The organism is Priestia sp. JSM ZJ58 (assembly GCF_044383985.1).
Taxonomy (GTDB): Bacteria; Bacillota; Bacilli; order Bacillales; family Bacillaceae_H; genus Priestia; species Priestia zanthoxyli.
The window spans coordinates 330,859-346,538 of sequence record NZ_JBISEM010000002.1; the positions used below are offsets into that span (position 1 = coordinate 330,859).

Below are 15,680 nucleotides of genomic sequence, written 5' to 3' on the forward strand. Positions count from 1 at the left end.
ACAGATAAGATCTACGTTCACCGTAACAAAAAAACGAACTACTAATCAAACAGTTTGATTAATGGTTCGTTTTTCACTTCAACTACACTACTTTTGTCCCGCCTTCATACTTTTTCAGTAAACTCCGTATACAAAAGCTTTGGCACTTCGTGTTCAAGCTCTAAAATAACTGTGATTGGCTTTTCACCATGATACTCGACCGTGTTTCCTTTTCCAATATAGATGAACGGCTCGGTCTTACCGTCAATTTCACGGTATTTTCGTATAAATAAGTGTAGATGAATGCCTCTGTCTTTATTAAAAATAATATTCTTTCCTCGCTCAGACGTCTGTGCCGTACTGTTTGGTGTTTGCCAGTGGAACGTACGCTTATCAATGAACTTGTCCTGATAGTTAATACTTTCTTTAATATCTTCTTCCTTATGAAGATCAATAAATAAAAAGAACTCTTTTTCATTTACTAACAAGCCAGAACCACGGAATGAGCTATGCGTTTTACGATAGTTTGATAACAATGCGGGGTCCATCATGGTATATTGTTCATACAGTTTTAAATGTGGAATTCCATAATCTTCTTTTCCAAACTCTTTTTCATAGCGGAAAATTCCATAATCAATCGCGTCCTTAATGAACTGCTTAAACTGTGTATTATCCAGCACATTGGTAAAGCGCTCTGTTTTTACCGCTTCTTCTCCAGTAAACTCAATTAGCTTGAGCTTTGAACGAAGTTGACCGCTGTCGTAGTAGTCTTGATTTAACACTTCAAATGCGTGTTGTACTGAATCTTCTTCAACGTTATCTACATATTTTAAAACTTCTTGCTTCGCCTGGGACAATGAAATGTGATTGTGATTTAATAAATATTTTAAAATAACAAACTCGTAAACTCTCTTGATTGGCAGCTTGCTAGATAGCTCTTTTAGTGCACTTTCAAAGTCTTTATGCAATAAAAGTAATCTGAGCTGGTCGTCTTTTTCAGTCTTCGCTACAAACTGAAGATACGACTTTTCTTTATTAATAAACTTGATTGGATCTGGTGCTCCGTCAAATGTTAAATAATCCAACAAATAATAAGGAATTCTTCCTTGGTTTAGCTTTTTAAATTCATTGTATTCTTCTTTCAAATATTTCATGGAATTAAAGTTTTCATGATCAATTTGAGCTAAAATGCGATCGCGAGAAATCTCATCCATTTGAATATGCGTTGCCCCTGGAATACTTGGAAACCCTGTTGCGATGGCAACTTTTAAGCTTTCTTTATCGTAATAGCGGCTGCCGTTTAGCGCGAGCGCAATTAAAAAGACTTTGCTATGGTTTCCTATAAAGTCGAGCACTGTTAGAAATGATTTACTCTCATGCTTACGCAAGCCGCGACCTAACTGCTGTATAAATACAATAGGAGAGTTCGTTGGGCGAAGCATTAACACCGAATTTACTGATGGTATGTCGACACCTTCATTAAAAATATCAACAGAAAAAATAACTTCTAGTTCATCGTCCTCGTTTTCTAAACGCTCAATATATGCTTGACGATAAGGAATCGAGTGACTCCCATGTAAAACCTCACTTTTATAGCCTCGCTTATTGAACTCTTCTGCCATATACTCTGCATGCTCAACGCTTGCGCAGAATCCGAGCGCTTTACGCTTTAGACCATCATGACCATAAAACTCCATTTTTTCAATAATAAAATCAACGCGCTCATTTACTTTTAAACGCTTGGTAACCTCTGTAATATCATCAATATCTATATCGCTTAAATCTACACCTTCAACATCTGTGATACCAAAGTAATGAAACGGCACCACCAATTGATCTTCCAACGCTTCATGAAGTCTCACTTCAATTCCAACATTATTATCAAACAGATCAAATACGTTCATGCTGTCACTTCGCTCCGGTGTAGCTGTCATTCCTAGCATAAAGACTGGGGTGAAATACTCCATTATCCTTTGATAAGATGGGCTCGTTGCGTGATGGGCTTCATCATAAATAATATAATCAAATTGGTCTCGATCGAATTCACTGTAATATTTCGTTAGTGTTTGAATCGTCGCAAATATGTAATCTGCCTCTTTATCCTTTGAATTCCCTGTCAAAAGACCAAAAGTTATCGATTCATTAACAAACAGTATTTCAAATGTTTCTTTTGCTTTTTTTAAAATCTCTTCTCTGTGCACAATAAAAAGCAGCCTTTTGGGTTTAACTTTCTGAACGTCAAAAGCTGACATATACGTTTTCCCTGTACCCGTAGCCGCAATTACAAGCGCTTTTGTTTCGCCAAAGCTACGCAAGCGTCTCAAGTTTTCCATCGCTCGCTGCTGCATTTTATTCGGGACAATATAGTTACTTCGTTCGAATACCTGCTGAGGCTTGTACGATGCTTCTTTTAACGTACCTAAAAATTTCTCGTACTCCGTCAAAAACTCGCTCGTCGCATCATCACTGATCTCCCACAAATACTCATATTCCTTTAGTACATCTTGAACAAAAGGAGACTCACCCTTTGACACAACTTCCACATTCCACTCAATATTGCTTTTTAAAGCGCTTTGCGTTATATTCGCGGAACCTATAATCACTTTATAATCGTTTTCATACTCAAAAATATAAACCTTCGTATGAAACCCCTTCTCTTCGACTTCACTAAACACTTTAAGGTCAATATGATCAAAGTTCTTAATTTTCTCTAATGCCTTCACTTCTGTAAAATTCAGATAAGTTGATGTAATAATACGCCCTTCCACGCCTCGACTAGCCGCTTCCTTCAAAGGATCTAAAAGAAGCTGAAGTCCGCTAAAATTAATAAAAGCCACACTAAAATAAAAGCTTTTACACTGTTTTAAAGACGTTACAAGCTCATGCAAGAGACTGGTGTTTTTTGAATTGACTAGTAACCGATTATTCATTGACTCCACCTTTTTCCATTAAACTGTTAGTTTTAGTTTAGAGGTTCGGAAAGAAGGGATCAATAGGGTTGATTAATTAAAAAAATGTCAAAGTTAGACTTAGAGATCTTTTTAATACTTTTTATTTATGGTATGGTTTTCCGTCAAAACAAAATGTCTTGTTCCCTTGCACTTTTCGTTCCATACCATTAAAGTATATATTGGTTGAAGTTTATACTAGCATTCAACCTTATAAAAGAAATTACACTTTTTAATTTTGGGAAGATGTTTTCCCTAAAAGAAAGGGTTTAGATATAAGATGAAAGATAATTTTTGGCATGAGTTGCCGCGTCCGTTTTTTATTTTGGCACCGATGGAAGCTGTGACGGATGTCGTTTTTCGCCATGTTGTGACTGAAGCAGCGCGACCTGACGTATTTTTTACAGAGTTTACGAATACGGAAAGCTACTGCCATCCGAAAGGAAAAGATAGCGTAAAAGGACGTTTGACGTTTACAGATGATGAACAGCCAATCGTTGCGCACATTTGGGGAGACAAGCCTGAATACTTCCGTCAAATGAGTATCGGCATGGCCGAAATGGGCTTTCGCGGCATTGATATTAATATGGGTTGTCCTGTGCAGAACGTTGCAGGAAACGGAAAAGGTTCTGGTCTGATTCGACGTCCAGATACTGCGGCTGAGATTATCCAGGCAGCCAAAGCTGGAGGGCTTCCAGTAAGCGTAAAGACTCGTCTTGGCTATACGCAAGTTGATGAGTGGTACGAATGGCTGAAGCACATTCTAGAACAGGATATCGTGAACCTTTCTATTCACCTTCGTACGAAAAAAGAAATGAGCGATGTTGACGCGCACTGGGAGTTAATTCCGGAGATTAAGAAGCTTCGTGACGAAATTGCGCCTCATACGCTACTAACAATTAACGGTGATATTCCTGACCGCCAGAAAGGTCTTGAACTTGCGGAGAAGTACGGCGTTGATGGAATTATGATTGGACGCGGAATTTTCCATAATCCGTTTGCGTTTGAAAAAGAAAAGAAAGAGCACACAAGCGAAGAGCTCTTAGAACTTCTTCGCCTGCAGTTAGACCTTCATGACAAGTATTCTGAAGAGCTAGAGCCGCGCCCTTTTAAACCGCTTCGACGCTTTTTCAAAATTTACGTTCGCGGATTCCGCGGTGCAAGTGAATTAAGAAATCTGCTCATGAGCACGGAAACGACTGATGAAGTGCGTGCATTGCTTGATGAGTTTAAAGACAGAGCTGGAGTGAAAGAAGACGAAGGTTTTTCTGTTTCTTAAATAAGAGCTCGTTTGCTTAAACTCAATTGTTCTATTTTATAGACGTTTGCTATTTATCCACATATGATAAAAGCTGAGGCAGAAGGTTTTACATTTCCTTCTGCCTCAGCTTTTGATGAAAAAATATCCACACGTTCTATTTATGATAAGGTTCATTTCGAATAATACGAAAAGCTCGGTAAATTTGTTCTACTAATACTAGGCGCATAAGCTGATGAGGAAAGGTCATTTTTGAAAAAGAAAGAGCTGCGTTTGAACGTTTCATTACTTCGCTGCTTAAGCCAAGCGATCCGCCAATGACAAACGCTACTTTACTTTTTCCGTAAGTAGCTAATGAATCGATTTCTTTTGCCAGTTCCTCGGAAGATTTTTGTTTTCCGTTGATAGCTAATGCGATCACGTGAGTATCATCTGAGATTTTCGCTAAGATGCGCTCTCCTTCTTTTTGTTTCACCTGTTCCATTTCAGATTCACTTAAGTTTTCGGGCGCTTTTTCATCTGCAAGCTCAATAATTTCTACTTTTGCATAGCTTGATAAACGCTTTAAATATTCTTCAATGCCTTGTTTTAAGTATTTTTCTTTTAACTTCCCAATGGTTATAATAGAGATATTCACAGGCTATTCTCCTCTCCTTTATCCCTTATCCACAGATATTATCCACATATCCACATGCTATATCCACATTTTGTATAAGAATATTAGTTCCCTACTACATATATAGCTTCATTGTCACAATATTCGCAGCTTTTTTTGTCGGTTGAATTTTCTATTTTTTCAAAAACCGGTGCTAGCTCAATCTCATCTACCATTACATCCAGCGCTAGTTCCGTGTGTTCTAAACAGCAATATATCTTCATGTATTTATCTTCCTTTCTCTATTCTTTTCATTAAAAAACCACAGGAGTTTATCCCCTGTGGATAACTTTTCTTTTACTTCATTTGACGAGTTAATTTTACTTCTGTGGATTTCTTTTTGCCATCACGATAGAACGTTACATTCATTTTATCGCCAATTTCTTTTTCAATGTAGAGGTGTTTGCGAAGTGTCGCAATATCCCTTACTTTGCTGTGATCTAGCTCAACAATCACATCATATTCCTTCAACCCAGCTTTAGCGGCTGGCGAACCTGGCTCGACTTTTAGAACAGCGACTCCGTTTACTACATCATGCGGTAACTTAAGGGTTTCTTTTAAATGATACCCTGATACCTCACTTAATGATAGTGTACTAACTCCAAGATACGGACGTCTAACTTCACCATATCGTTCTAAGTCATTAATAATGGGCCTAGCCATGTTAATTGGTATTGCAAGACCAATGCCTTCAACTGCTTCTTGGGCAATTTTCATGGAATTAATGCCTATTAATTCACCATCAATATTAACAAGAGCACCCCCGCTATTGCCAGGGTTAATTGCGGCATCTGTTTGAATGACTTCTGATTGCCAATCAGGATTTCCATCGCCATTCAAATCTTGAGGAATGACACGGTTAACTCCTGAGACAACTCCTTGTGTAACGGATCCAGAAAATTGAAGGCCTAGCGGGTTTCCGATAGCAATCACTGGTTCACCAGCTTTAAGCTTATCAGAATTTCCGAAGGTAGCCACTTTTGTCACGTGACCTGCATCAATTTCAAGAACTGCTAAGTCCATTAAATCATCGCTGCCAAGAATTTTAGCTGATACCCTTGTACCGTTACTGAAGCTCACTTCAATTTCGTTAGCGCCTTTAATGACATGATAGTTTGTCACAATATAAGCTTTATTGCCTTGCTTTTTGTAAATAACACCTGAGCCTGTCCCGGCATCAGTTCGTTCATCATTCCAAAAGCTTTCAGAGTTCTGAATGTTTACAACTCCTACAACTGCTGCATTGGCTTCGGAAACAGCTTTTGTGACGGCCGTAGTGACGTCAAGAGATACTGACTTTTGTATCGTAGACCCTGTTTGTTCATCTCCGTTTTCATCATTCATCCATCCGTATGGCAAAATCCCGTTCCTCACCAAGGCTGGCATAAGAAGCAGTACAATAAGTGCACCTATAATAGCTCCAATCAGAGCAGAAGCGAAATATCCTCTGCGGCGTTTAGGCGGCCGACTATTCGGCTCTTGGCCTTCATCATAATGTTCCACACTATCACCGAACCCTTCATTTATCATCGTGAATGTCTGCATTCACGTACTAAATGAAGTTATTTTTCGCTTCCTTTCTAGAGACTATACATAAACAATATCAGTTGGTCTTTTTGGATCAGTATCACATAGGAGAATATTGTCCTCTACATTGATGTCTTTTTGTTGTAACACTTGTGCAACCGACATGCGGGCAATTTCCTTCATGTTATTGTCTTGACTCAAATGCGCCAAGTAAATGCGTTTGGTTTGATCTCCAATTACATCTGCCATTGCAAGCGCCGCGTCTTCATTTGATACATGTCCTACGTCGCTTAAAATTCGTCTTTTAATGCTCCAAGGGTAGCGCCCCATTCTCAGCATTTCAACATCATGATTGCTTTCAAATACGTACATATCACTATTTTTAATCGTACCTTTCATGCGGTCACTTACATAGCCGGTATCTGTAATAAGGGTCAATTTTTTAGACCCTTGATGAAAGACATAAAACATAGGCTCTGCGGCATCATGCGAAACGCCAAAAGACTCCACTTCCAATTGACCAAACGATTTCGTTTGGCCAATTTCAAAGTGAAACTTCTGTTCCGTATCAATGTTGCCGATCAAGCCGTCCATTGCGTTCCACGTTTTTTCATTTGCGAAAATAGGGAGCTTATATTTACGTGCCAGAACACCTAGTCCTTTAATATGGTCACTATGTTCGTGAGTCACTAAAATTCCTGATAAATCCGGGATATTGCGATTTACTTGTTGAAAGAGAGCTTCCATTTGTTTTCCGCTCAGCCCCGCATCAACTAGTAAGGAATGTTCTCCATCACTTACTAAAATCGCATTTCCTGTGCTCCCACTCGCTAGCACGCTGAAATGCAGGCTCATTTATCTCACTCCAAATACTTATTTATTTCCTTTTTTAATAATCTGCCCTTCAAAGGCATTTACAAAATAACTCGTATCTCCATTTACAACAATGTGCCAAGTTGGTGCTAAAACTTGAGAATTTAGTAGCGGCAGATCAAACGTATAGTACCCAAACTCTACGTTTGTTACAGAATCTTTCTTTTTCAATTCACCCTTCAAAAACAAATTTTCTAATGCTTTTAAAGGCGTTAAAACATCCTGCTCATCATCTAACGTTTTCACAGAACCTAGCATTGTTTGTTCATACGAAATAATTTCACCTTTATCATTTAAATGAGCAATGATCATGCCATTTTCATTATCAAAGATTTTATGCTTCTTATATTGTTGAAAGAATGTAACTGTTTTTTTCTCTTTGTTAACATTCCATAGCTCATAATCCTTACCTGAGATAACATACCGTTTTAGAAATTGACTTAGCTTTGCTTCGGGACTTTTTTCAGATACTGAAAAAGGTTTGTCTAGTACGCTTCGAATTGTTTTTTCCTCAAGCAGCGCTGCTTTTTGCTCTTTCAGCTTTTTTAAATCTTCATCTTTAAACAGCTTACTTTTAGCATTTAACGACGAAGCTTCCTTCACATCTACAGGTAAATGTTTATATTCAATGCCTTCACTCGTCAATTGTTCTTCCACGCTCGACTCTACAAATAGAGAGTACTGATCTTCTTGATGAGTTTTAAAAATCTGATAGCCTAAGTAAATATTAAGAATCAAGAAAGTGAAAATAAAGATGGTTTTTGTTCTATTCCAATCCATCGTTATCGCCTCCTTCGGTCGGCGGTGCAATTCGATACCATTTGCTATTATAATAATAGAACCAAGAAGGAACGAGTTTGACAGAATTAGAATTAAACTCAACCGTCTTTTCGCCGGTTTTCGGCTGCTGTGACACTTCTTCTAGCTGATAGCCTATTGAAATATCTTTTAACAGATTCGGGTCAAAGTTTTGATGTTTTTCAATTAATTGAATCACCTTTTGAGATGACTGCAGCTTTTCTACACTCGAGTCCTGTACTCTTACAAAACGATAAAGAGGACGACGGTAATTTAAAATCTCCGCATTTCCCCATCTTTGATATATTTCAGTCATTCCCTGATTGCTGTACACTGGATAGTTATCTTTATAATAACGATAGCTAATTTCTTTTGTAATGCGATTCCAGCTGTTGAACCTGTAATTAGATTCTGTCCAGCCGCCGTGGTCATTAACGAAGCTAAAGCTGCGATTTATTAAATTATAATCTTCCATTACCTCGGTCGTGGAATTTACAAGATTCACATATTCCATCACATCTGTCTTCGTATTGACATTGATCACTTTTGTACCTTCAGTGTAGACATCTCGGTTTGTAGACGTTTCTTTCCGTGCATAGTCTGGGTTGTTAAAAAGCGCTTCTTTATATTTTTCAATATCTAAATGCCTCATGCTCGTATAGTAGACTTCACTATTCATCGTAATATTATTTTCCGGAAGGAAGATATACCGATTTTTGTTTTCTTTATATACAAGGCTCGGGGCATACGTACGCTTCATTTTATCTTCTAATTCTTTGATATCATCTTTGGCCAAATTCTTGACTGTAACCGAATAAATCTTTTTTTGCTCATAATTCACAAGATACACGCTCACGAAAAAGGAAGGTGTACGCTTAATTTTAATGAGTACACGGTCAAATGTTTGATTAGGCAAAGACGTTTGAGAAAATGAAAAAAGCTGTTGAAATGTTTTCAAAGGTAGCGCGTCTGGATACAGCACTTCAATAGAATTACTTCCATGGACATAATTTAAAAATCCATCAGGAGAAATAGCATCCGAAACGTCCGTCACATTCGAAAATTTCCACTTTTTCATTTCATTTACCCATTTGTTTACATCATCTTCATCGTGAGACATGTAGTGATTATCGTTTCGATGATAGAGAACTTCTGTTGGAAGAATATGATCTTCTATTTTACTTTTTGAACTCACTTCAACTTCTTGCAAATGTTGATTTTTTGAAATGACCTTATAAGAAGGCTGATACGTCCATATATGATACGTCATAATTAAACTGGAAGCGACGAGAACAACTAAGATGGCCGTTTTGATATGTTCATATCTCATTCCCATTCGTCATCATTCTCACTTTCAATCGGAAGAGTAAAGTAAATCGTTGTTCCTTTTCCTTCCTGACTATCTGCCCAAATGCGTCCATCATGTGCTTCAATAATTTCCTTGGCAATAGCAAGCCCTAATCCTGTTCCGCCTAATTTACGCGTTCGTGCTTTATCTACACGATAGAAGCGTTCGAAAATTTTAGCTAAATTTGATTTTGGAATTCCCATACCTTGGTCTTTAATGCTCACAACAATTTCATGCGTATGCTGAGCAATTGAAAATGTAATGGTTCCGCCTTCAGGTGAATATTTTATTGCATTGGAAATAATGTTATCTAATACTTGTGTAATTTTATCTTGATCGATAGCGACATAGATTGCTTCATTTGGCAAGTCGCGCACGAACGAAATACCTTGTTCAATCGTCATTTCAAAGCGATCAATGATGTAATGATAGAACTTTACAAAATTGATTGGGTCACGACTAAATCGGTAGTCTTGACTATCTAGCTTAGATAATTGAAGCAAGTCGTTAACGAGACGAATCATTCGCTCTGTCTCCGTTTGCGTTACATTTAAAAATGTTGGAGCTAAGTCCTTATCTTGCCAAGCACCGTCTGCAAGCGCATCTAAATAACTGCGCATCGTTGTTAACGGCGTACGCAATTCATGTGAAACATTCGCTACAAATTCTCGGCGATCTTGATCAATTTTCTCCTGCTCTGTAATATCATGCAGGACAATGATAATCCCGTTAATAAAACCGGTCTCTTTTTGAATAGCAGAAATGGTAGCTCTTAAAATAAAAGGATCCGATTTTGTACTAAAGTCCAAAATTAATGACTCTTGATTAGCGAGCAAGCTTTCAAACGTATGCGTTTCTTCAAGATCTAATAGGGAAACAACTGGGTCAGACAAAACCGTTTCACGTGAAACATTTAGCATAGCTGCGGCTGGATCATTAATTAAAATTACTCTTCCTTTTCGATCCGTCGCAATAACGCCGTCCGTCATATGAGCTAATACCGAACTAAGCTTACGGCGCTCCCCTTCTGTCGTTGCCTGTGCTTCCTGAAGCTTTCTTGTTAAGTTGTTGAATGTGAGAGCTAGCTGACCAATTTCATCATATCCGTATACCTTAGCTTTTCTCGTAAAATTCCCTTTGGCCATCTCAAGTGCTTGTTTTCTCATTTCAGACATTGGACGAGTAATCGTCTGAGCTAAAAACACGCCTAAAATAGCTGTAATAAAAAGAGCGATCACCGTACCTGCTTTAAAGATCTGATTGATATTACTCATTTGATCGTAAACAGGCTCCATGGAAGCTGTTAAGTAAATAGCGCCTAAGATTTCTTCGCTAGACTGAACTTTTCCATTTTTATTAGTTGAATTTGATTGACTGGCACCTACTTTATCCTGTAAACGAATAGGCTGTATCATAACTCTGATTCGCTGTCCGCTTTGATCAACAAATACATTATCAGAGTTCGTTCCTGCTAACAACGCATTTGTAATCGCTAAATCATTAGTCTTTTTACCTATAATCTGTTGAGGATTTGAGTTCGATGTAGCAATGATTCTTCTATTTTGGTCAATGACTCTTACTTCAGAGATGTCATTCATATCATTTGAAGCTAAATTGGGTCTTGAAGCAAAATCTCGTAAAATAGTCTTTAAGTCTTCCTCAAGAGTGGGTGAATCATCATCACGATTTTTCACCATTTCTTGTCCAATGTTATACGTCAGCAAGTCTGTCCGCTCTTGAAGAGACGTTCGAAAGTTGTTAACTAATTCTTTTTCTAATTGTCGAGCAAAATAGACCCCAATAATTTGCATCGCAATTAAAATAAGCAGCACATAAATCAATACAAACTTTAAATGAATAGATTGCAGGAGCCTTACTTTCTTCATCTAAAATTACTCCTGCTCTGGGCTGCGTAAATAATAGCCTACTCCACGTCTTGTTACAATCCACATTGGATGGCTTGGATTATCTTCAATTTTTTCACGTAATCTTCGAACTGTTACATCTACCGTACGCACATCACCAAAATAGTCATAACCCCATACAGTTTGAAGCAAGTGTTCACGCGTCATGACTTGTCCAATGTGCTTCGCTAAATAATGCAGCAGCTCAAATTCACGATGAGTCAGTTCAATCGTTTCTCCGCGCTTAGACACAATATAAGCATCTGGATGAATAACAAGTGCTCCAATCGTAATTTCATTCGTTTCACTTTCTTCTGTTGGAACAGCTACCTGCTGATGTCTACGTAAATTAGCTTTTACACGTGCTAATAATTCACGCGTACTGAACGGCTTAGTTACATAATCATCTGCACCTAATTCTAGACCTAAAACCTTGTCAATTTCAGAGTCTTTTGCTGTTAACATGATAATAGGCATATCATATTTTTTGCGCACTTCTCGGCAAACTTCCATTCCATCTTTCTGAGGAAGCATAATATCTAATAAAATCATTTCAGGCTGTACTTCTTCCACTTTTTCAAGTGCTTCTACGCCATCATAAGCACAAAATACTTCGTAACCTTCTTTTTGCAAATTAAACTTTAAAATATCTGCAATCGGCTTTTCGTCATCTACGACTAAAATACGTTTATCCATGATCATCGTTCTCCTTTATTAGTTGAAGCAAAATATAAAAGATAGTATTCATACTGTTTGAATACCGTAGTTTTATTATACTTGATAACCCTTGAAACGTCACAAGTTCATCCTCTACTATACATGAAGATATATGATTTTCAACCATCTCTAAATACAAAAGTAATATATTACCATAAAAGAAATGCAAAGCAAATAACGTTTTCTTTTAAATGTAAATAAAAGAAAAAAGCATGACTTTAAATAAAGTCATGCTTTTTGATGGCTCGGGACGGAATCGAACCGCCGACACAAGGATTTTCAGTCCTTTGCTCTACCAACTGAGCTACCGAGCCAAAATGGCGGTCCCGACGGGAATCGAACCCGCGATCTCCTGCGTGACAGGCAGGCATGTTAACCGCTACACCACGGGACCTCAGTCTATATGCTATGTATTAAAAATATTAAAAATGACCCGTACGGGATTCGAACCCGTGTTACCGCCGTGAAAGGGCGGTGTCTTAACCGCTTGACCAACGGGCCACGTTGTAACAAAAGTGAGCCATGAAGGACTCGAACCTTCGACCCTCTGATTAAAAGTCAGATGCTCTACCAACTGAGCTAATGGCTCATGTTATATCTCTTAGCGACGCTTATTATAATAACATGATATTTCATATGAATGCAATAGTTTTTTTAAAACTTTCTTTTTATTATTGAGCTTTTTTAAAAATCTTGTTAAAAAAGCACCAATTATAAATAAAAAAGGTTAGCTCACGAAGAGCTAACTCTTTTTATTTAGCTATATACACCACGTAATACATTTGTTTGTGTACGATCTGGACCTACAGAGAAAATAGATAAAGGAATACCTGTTAATTGAGACACGCGCTCTAAGTAGTGGCGAGCGTTATCAGGTAACTCATCTAATGTTTTCACACCCGTAATATCTTCTGTCCAACCTGGAAGCTCTTCATATACAGGTTCGCATTCTGCAAGTGTTTTTAAGCTAGCAGGGAATTCTTCCATAACTTCCCCTTTATAACGGTAAGCTACACAAATCTTTAATGTCTCAATTCCCGTTAATACATCAATTGAGTTTAAAGATAAGTCTGTGATTCCGCTAACGCGGCGAGCATGACGTACAACTACACTGTCAAACCAACCTACACGGCGAGGACGACCAGTTGTTGTACCATATTCACGTCCTACTTCACGGATTTGATCACCGATTTCGTTTGTTAATTCAGTTGGGAAAGGACCGTCACCAACACGAGTTGTATACGCTTTTGATACACCTACAACGTGTTTGATTTTAGATGGACCTACACCAGAACCAATTGTTACTCCACCCGCTACTGGGTTTGAAGATGTAACAAATGGATATGTTCCTTGGTCGATATCTAACATAACACCTTGTGCGCCTTCAAATAGTACACGACGTCCTTCGTCTAACGCATCATTTAATACTACTGATGTATCAACAACATATTTTGCAACTTGTTGACCATACTCATAGTACTCATCTAAAATTTCTTCTAATGTAAAGCCTTCTACTTCATACATTTTTTCAAGAAGGCGATTCTTTTCAGCTAAGTTTTGTGTTAATTTTGCTTCAAATACTTCACGGTCTAGTAAATCGGCAATTCGAATACCAACACGTGCTGCTTTATCCATATAAGCTGGTCCAATACCTTTTTTCGTTGTACCAATCTTATTTTCACCTTTACGTTCTTCTTCAACTTCATCTAATTTTAAATGATATGGAAGAATCACATGAGCTCGGTTACTAATACGTAAGTTTTCTGTTGTTACACCGCGATCATGTAAGTATTTTAATTCTTGAACAAGTGCTTTTGGATCAACAACCATACCGTTTCCAATTACACACGTTTTGTCATTATAAAAAATACCTGAAGGAATTAAATGTAACTTATAAGTTTCACCATTAAACTTAATTGTGTGACCTGCATTGTTCCCACCTTGGTAACGTGCAATCACTTCTGCATTTTCTGATAGGAAGTCTGTAATCTTCCCTTTTCCTTCATCTCCCCATTGTGTTCCTACTACAACGACTGAAGACATATCTTAAGCACCTCCGCTTAGTAAGCAACAGCTCACTACGACATAATTTAACCATGGATAAGTGTATCAATTTATCACACTAAAGTCAATTAAATCCGAACGATTTAACAAAAGTTATTACAAATATATCGTATTTTGCGGAACGAATGCGATAACAATAAAATAAAACCTCTCATATTGAGAGGTTTTATGCACCAGGCGGCACTCCTGCGTCATCAAAGCGCCGCTCGAGATTAACGAATTTATTGTATTCTTTTACAAAGGCAAGCTGTACGGTTCCAACTGGACCGTTACGCTGCTTGGCTATAATAATCTCGATAATATTTTGATTTTCTGTGTCTTTTTCATAATAGTCTTCACGATATAAGAAAGCTACGATATCGGCATCCTGCTCAATACTTCCGGATTCACGGATATCAGACATCATCGGTCGCTTATCTTGTCTCTGCTCTACGCCACGGGAAAGCTGTGATAAGGCGATAACAGGAACTTCTAATTCACGGGCTAAAGCTTTTAACGCACGCGAAATTTCAGATACTTCCTGCTGTCGGTTTTCTCCGCTTCGTCCATTACCTTGAATAAGCTGTAAGTAGTCAATTAAAATCATCCCAAGTCCGCCTTCTTGTTTCAAGCGACGACACTTAGAACGAATTTCACCTACTCGAATACCCGGTGTATCATCAATATAAATCCCTGCATTGGACAAAGATCCCATTGCCATCGTGAGCTTTCCCCAGTCATCGGCTGTAAGCGAGCCTGTACGCAGCCTTTGTGCATCAATATTTCCTTCGGCACACAGCATCCTCATAACAAGCTGCTGAGCACCCATCTCTAAACTGAAGATTGCTACGTTCTCATCCGTTTTCGTTGCAACGTTTTGCGCAATATTTAAGGCAAAAGCCGTTTTACCTACCGATGGACGCGCCGCTACAATGATTAAATCATTTCGCTGGAACCCTGCTGTCATTCTATCTAAATCACTAAACCCAGTTGGGATACCTGTAATGTCACCTTTTCGATTGTGAAGAACTTCGATATCATCGTACGTTTGTACAAGTACATCTTTGATATTTTGAAACACACCGCTGTTTTTACGCTGTGCTACTTCTAAAATGTTTTTTTCCGCTTCATTTAATAAAACTTCCACTTCGTCTTCCCTTGCATATCCTTCTGAAGCAATATGCGTTGCAGTACGAATTAGACGGCGTAAAATCGACTTCTCTTCTACAATTTTACCGTAATATTCTACGTTTGCAGCCGTTGGAACAGAGTTAGCTAAATCACTTAAATACGATACGCCGCCAACTTCTTCTAGGATTTTTTGGTCAGCTAATTCAGACGTTACCGTTACCAAATCAACCGGTTCACCTTGGTCAGAAAGTTTCAGCATACATGTAAAGATTTTCTGGTGCGATGCCCGATAAAAATCTTCAGGTATCAGCAGTTCAGATGCTAAGGTTAAAGAAGAAGGCTCTAAGAAAATGGCCCCTAATAGCGCTTGCTCTGCTTCAATATTCTGAGGCGGAAGACGATCAGCAAAAAGATCACTCATATTTCTATGCCCCTCTTATATTCTTTCAGTATTTTCTTTCATCATAAATGTTGGCGCGAACAAATACAAGTCCGCGCC

Annotated in this window: 12 protein-coding genes and 4 tRNA genes; 1 reads left to right on the plus strand and 15 read right to left on the minus strand. The window is 38.2% G+C overall.

What is annotated here, in order from left to right; translation table 11 throughout:
• Positions 1–104 precede the first annotated feature (104 nt).
• Positions 105–2,909 carry a DEAD/DEAH box helicase gene (locus ACH6EI_RS23015; RefSeq protein WP_099331358.1) on the minus strand — a complete coding sequence of 935 codons (2,805 nt, stop codon included), beginning with the start codon at positions 2,907–2,909 and terminating at the stop codon, positions 105–107.
• A gap of 298 nt (positions 2,910–3,207) precedes the next feature.
• Between ACH6EI_RS23015 and ACH6EI_RS23020 the strand changes: the two genes are divergently transcribed.
• Positions 3,208–4,206, plus strand: a complete 999-nt coding sequence (locus ACH6EI_RS23020; protein ID WP_028411924.1) for a tRNA dihydrouridine synthase — start codon at positions 3,208–3,210, stop codon at positions 4,204–4,206.
• Positions 4,207–4,342: 136 nt separating this feature from the next.
• Here ACH6EI_RS23020 and rlmH read toward each other — a convergent pair whose 3' ends face one another.
• The 14 genes from rlmH to dnaB all read right to left on the minus strand — a co-directional run bounded on the left by rlmH (position 4,343) and on the right by dnaB (position 15,602).
• Positions 4,343–4,822, minus strand: a complete 480-nt coding sequence (gene rlmH, locus ACH6EI_RS23025; protein ID WP_028411923.1) for a 23S rRNA (pseudouridine(1915)-N(3))-methyltransferase RlmH — start codon at positions 4,820–4,822, stop codon at positions 4,343–4,345.
• A gap of 83 nt (positions 4,823–4,905) precedes the next feature.
• Positions 4,906–5,064 carry a CxxH/CxxC protein gene (locus tag ACH6EI_RS23030; protein ID WP_016765983.1) on the minus strand — a complete coding sequence of 53 codons (159 nt, stop codon included), beginning with the start codon at positions 5,062–5,064 and terminating at the stop codon, positions 4,906–4,908.
• A 73-nt stretch (positions 5,065–5,137) separates the two neighbouring features.
• Positions 5,138–6,370 carry a S1C family serine protease gene (locus ACH6EI_RS23035; protein WP_033580481.1) on the minus strand — a complete coding sequence of 411 codons (1,233 nt, stop codon included), beginning with the start codon at positions 6,368–6,370 and terminating at the stop codon, positions 5,138–5,140.
• 57 nt (positions 6,371–6,427) lie between these two features.
• Positions 6,428–7,222 (minus strand): MBL fold metallo-hydrolase, encoded by a 795-nt coding sequence (locus tag ACH6EI_RS23040; RefSeq protein ID WP_014457688.1) that lies wholly within the window; start codon positions 7,220–7,222, stop codon positions 6,428–6,430.
• An 18-nt stretch (positions 7,223–7,240) separates the two neighbouring features.
• A complete protein-coding gene (locus ACH6EI_RS23045; protein WP_028411921.1) occupies positions 7,241–8,020 on the minus strand; it encodes a two-component system regulatory protein YycI in 780 nt (259 codons plus the stop codon).
• On the minus strand, positions 8,007–9,374 hold the full coding sequence (locus tag ACH6EI_RS23050) for a YycH family regulatory protein (protein ID WP_028411920.1): 1,368 nt from the start codon (positions 9,372–9,374) through the stop codon (positions 8,007–8,009). Before ACH6EI_RS23050 ends, ACH6EI_RS23045 begins: the two co-directional genes overlap by 14 nt.
• Positions 9,365–11,272: a cell wall metabolism sensor histidine kinase WalK gene (gene walK / locus ACH6EI_RS23055; protein WP_014457685.1), complete on the minus strand. Its 1,908-nt coding sequence runs from the start codon at positions 11,270–11,272 to the stop codon at positions 9,365–9,367. The genes ACH6EI_RS23050 and walK overlap by 10 nt, the downstream gene beginning before the upstream one ends.
• Before the next feature lie 6 nt (positions 11,273–11,278).
• Positions 11,279–11,986: a response regulator YycF gene (gene yycF / locus ACH6EI_RS23060; RefSeq protein ID WP_013085552.1), complete on the minus strand. Its 708-nt coding sequence runs from the start codon at positions 11,984–11,986 to the stop codon at positions 11,279–11,281.
• Between the two features lie 262 nt (positions 11,987–12,248).
• Positions 12,249–12,321: transfer RNA gene (locus ACH6EI_RS23065), tRNA-Phe, on the minus strand.
• A gap of 4 nt (positions 12,322–12,325) precedes the next feature.
• Positions 12,326–12,401, minus strand: a tRNA-Asp gene (locus ACH6EI_RS23070).
• 35 nt (positions 12,402–12,436) lie between these two features.
• Positions 12,437–12,508 (minus strand) — tRNA-Glu (locus ACH6EI_RS23075).
• Positions 12,509–12,523: 15 nt separating this feature from the next.
• Positions 12,524–12,596 (minus strand) — tRNA-Lys (locus tag ACH6EI_RS23080).
• 167 nt (positions 12,597–12,763) lie between these two features.
• Positions 12,764–14,050 (minus strand): adenylosuccinate synthase, encoded by a 1,287-nt coding sequence (locus ACH6EI_RS23085; protein ID WP_013085553.1) that lies wholly within the window; start codon positions 14,048–14,050, stop codon positions 12,764–12,766.
• Positions 14,051–14,237: 187 nt separating this feature from the next.
• Entirely contained in the window at positions 14,238–15,602 is a 1,365-nt protein-coding gene (dnaB, locus tag ACH6EI_RS23090) for a replicative DNA helicase (RefSeq protein ID WP_013059909.1), read from the minus strand.
• Positions 15,603–15,680: the final 78 nt, after the last annotated feature.

Bases quoted from the DNA above. Each gene is read 5' to 3' on its own strand.
- ACH6EI_RS23015 (WP_099331358.1), bottom strand. From the start codon at position 2,909: ATGAATAATCGGTTACTAGTCAATTCAAAAAACACCAGTCTCTTGCAT.
- ACH6EI_RS23020 (WP_028411924.1), top strand. From the start codon at position 3,208: ATGAAAGATAATTTTTGGCATGAGTTGCCGCGTCCGTTTTTTATTTTG.
- ACH6EI_RS23030 (WP_016765983.1), bottom strand. From the start codon at position 5,064: ATGAAGATATATTGCTGTTTAGAACACACGGAACTAGCGCTGGATGTA.
- ACH6EI_RS23035 (WP_033580481.1), bottom strand. From the start codon at position 6,370: ATGATAAATGAAGGGTTCGGTGATAGTGTGGAACATTATGATGAAGGC.
- ACH6EI_RS23040 (WP_014457688.1), bottom strand. From the start codon at position 7,222: ATGAGCCTGCATTTCAGCGTGCTAGCGAGTGGGAGCACAGGAAATGCG.
- ACH6EI_RS23045 (WP_028411921.1), bottom strand. From the start codon at position 8,020: ATGGATTGGAATAGAACAAAAACCATCTTTATTTTCACTTTCTTGATT.
- ACH6EI_RS23050 (WP_028411920.1), bottom strand. From the start codon at position 9,374: ATGGGAATGAGATATGAACATATCAAAACGGCCATCTTAGTTGTTCTC.
- walK (WP_014457685.1), bottom strand. From the start codon at position 11,272: ATGAAGAAAGTAAGGCTCCTGCAATCTATTCATTTAAAGTTTGTATTG.
- yycF (WP_013085552.1), bottom strand. From the start codon at position 11,986: ATGGATAAACGTATTTTAGTCGTAGATGACGAAAAGCCGATTGCAGAT.
- ACH6EI_RS23085 (WP_013085553.1), bottom strand. From the start codon at position 14,050: ATGTCTTCAGTCGTTGTAGTAGGAACACAATGGGGAGATGAAGGAAAA.
- dnaB (WP_013059909.1), bottom strand. From the start codon at position 15,602: ATGAGTGATCTTTTTGCTGATCGTCTTCCGCCTCAGAATATTGAAGCA.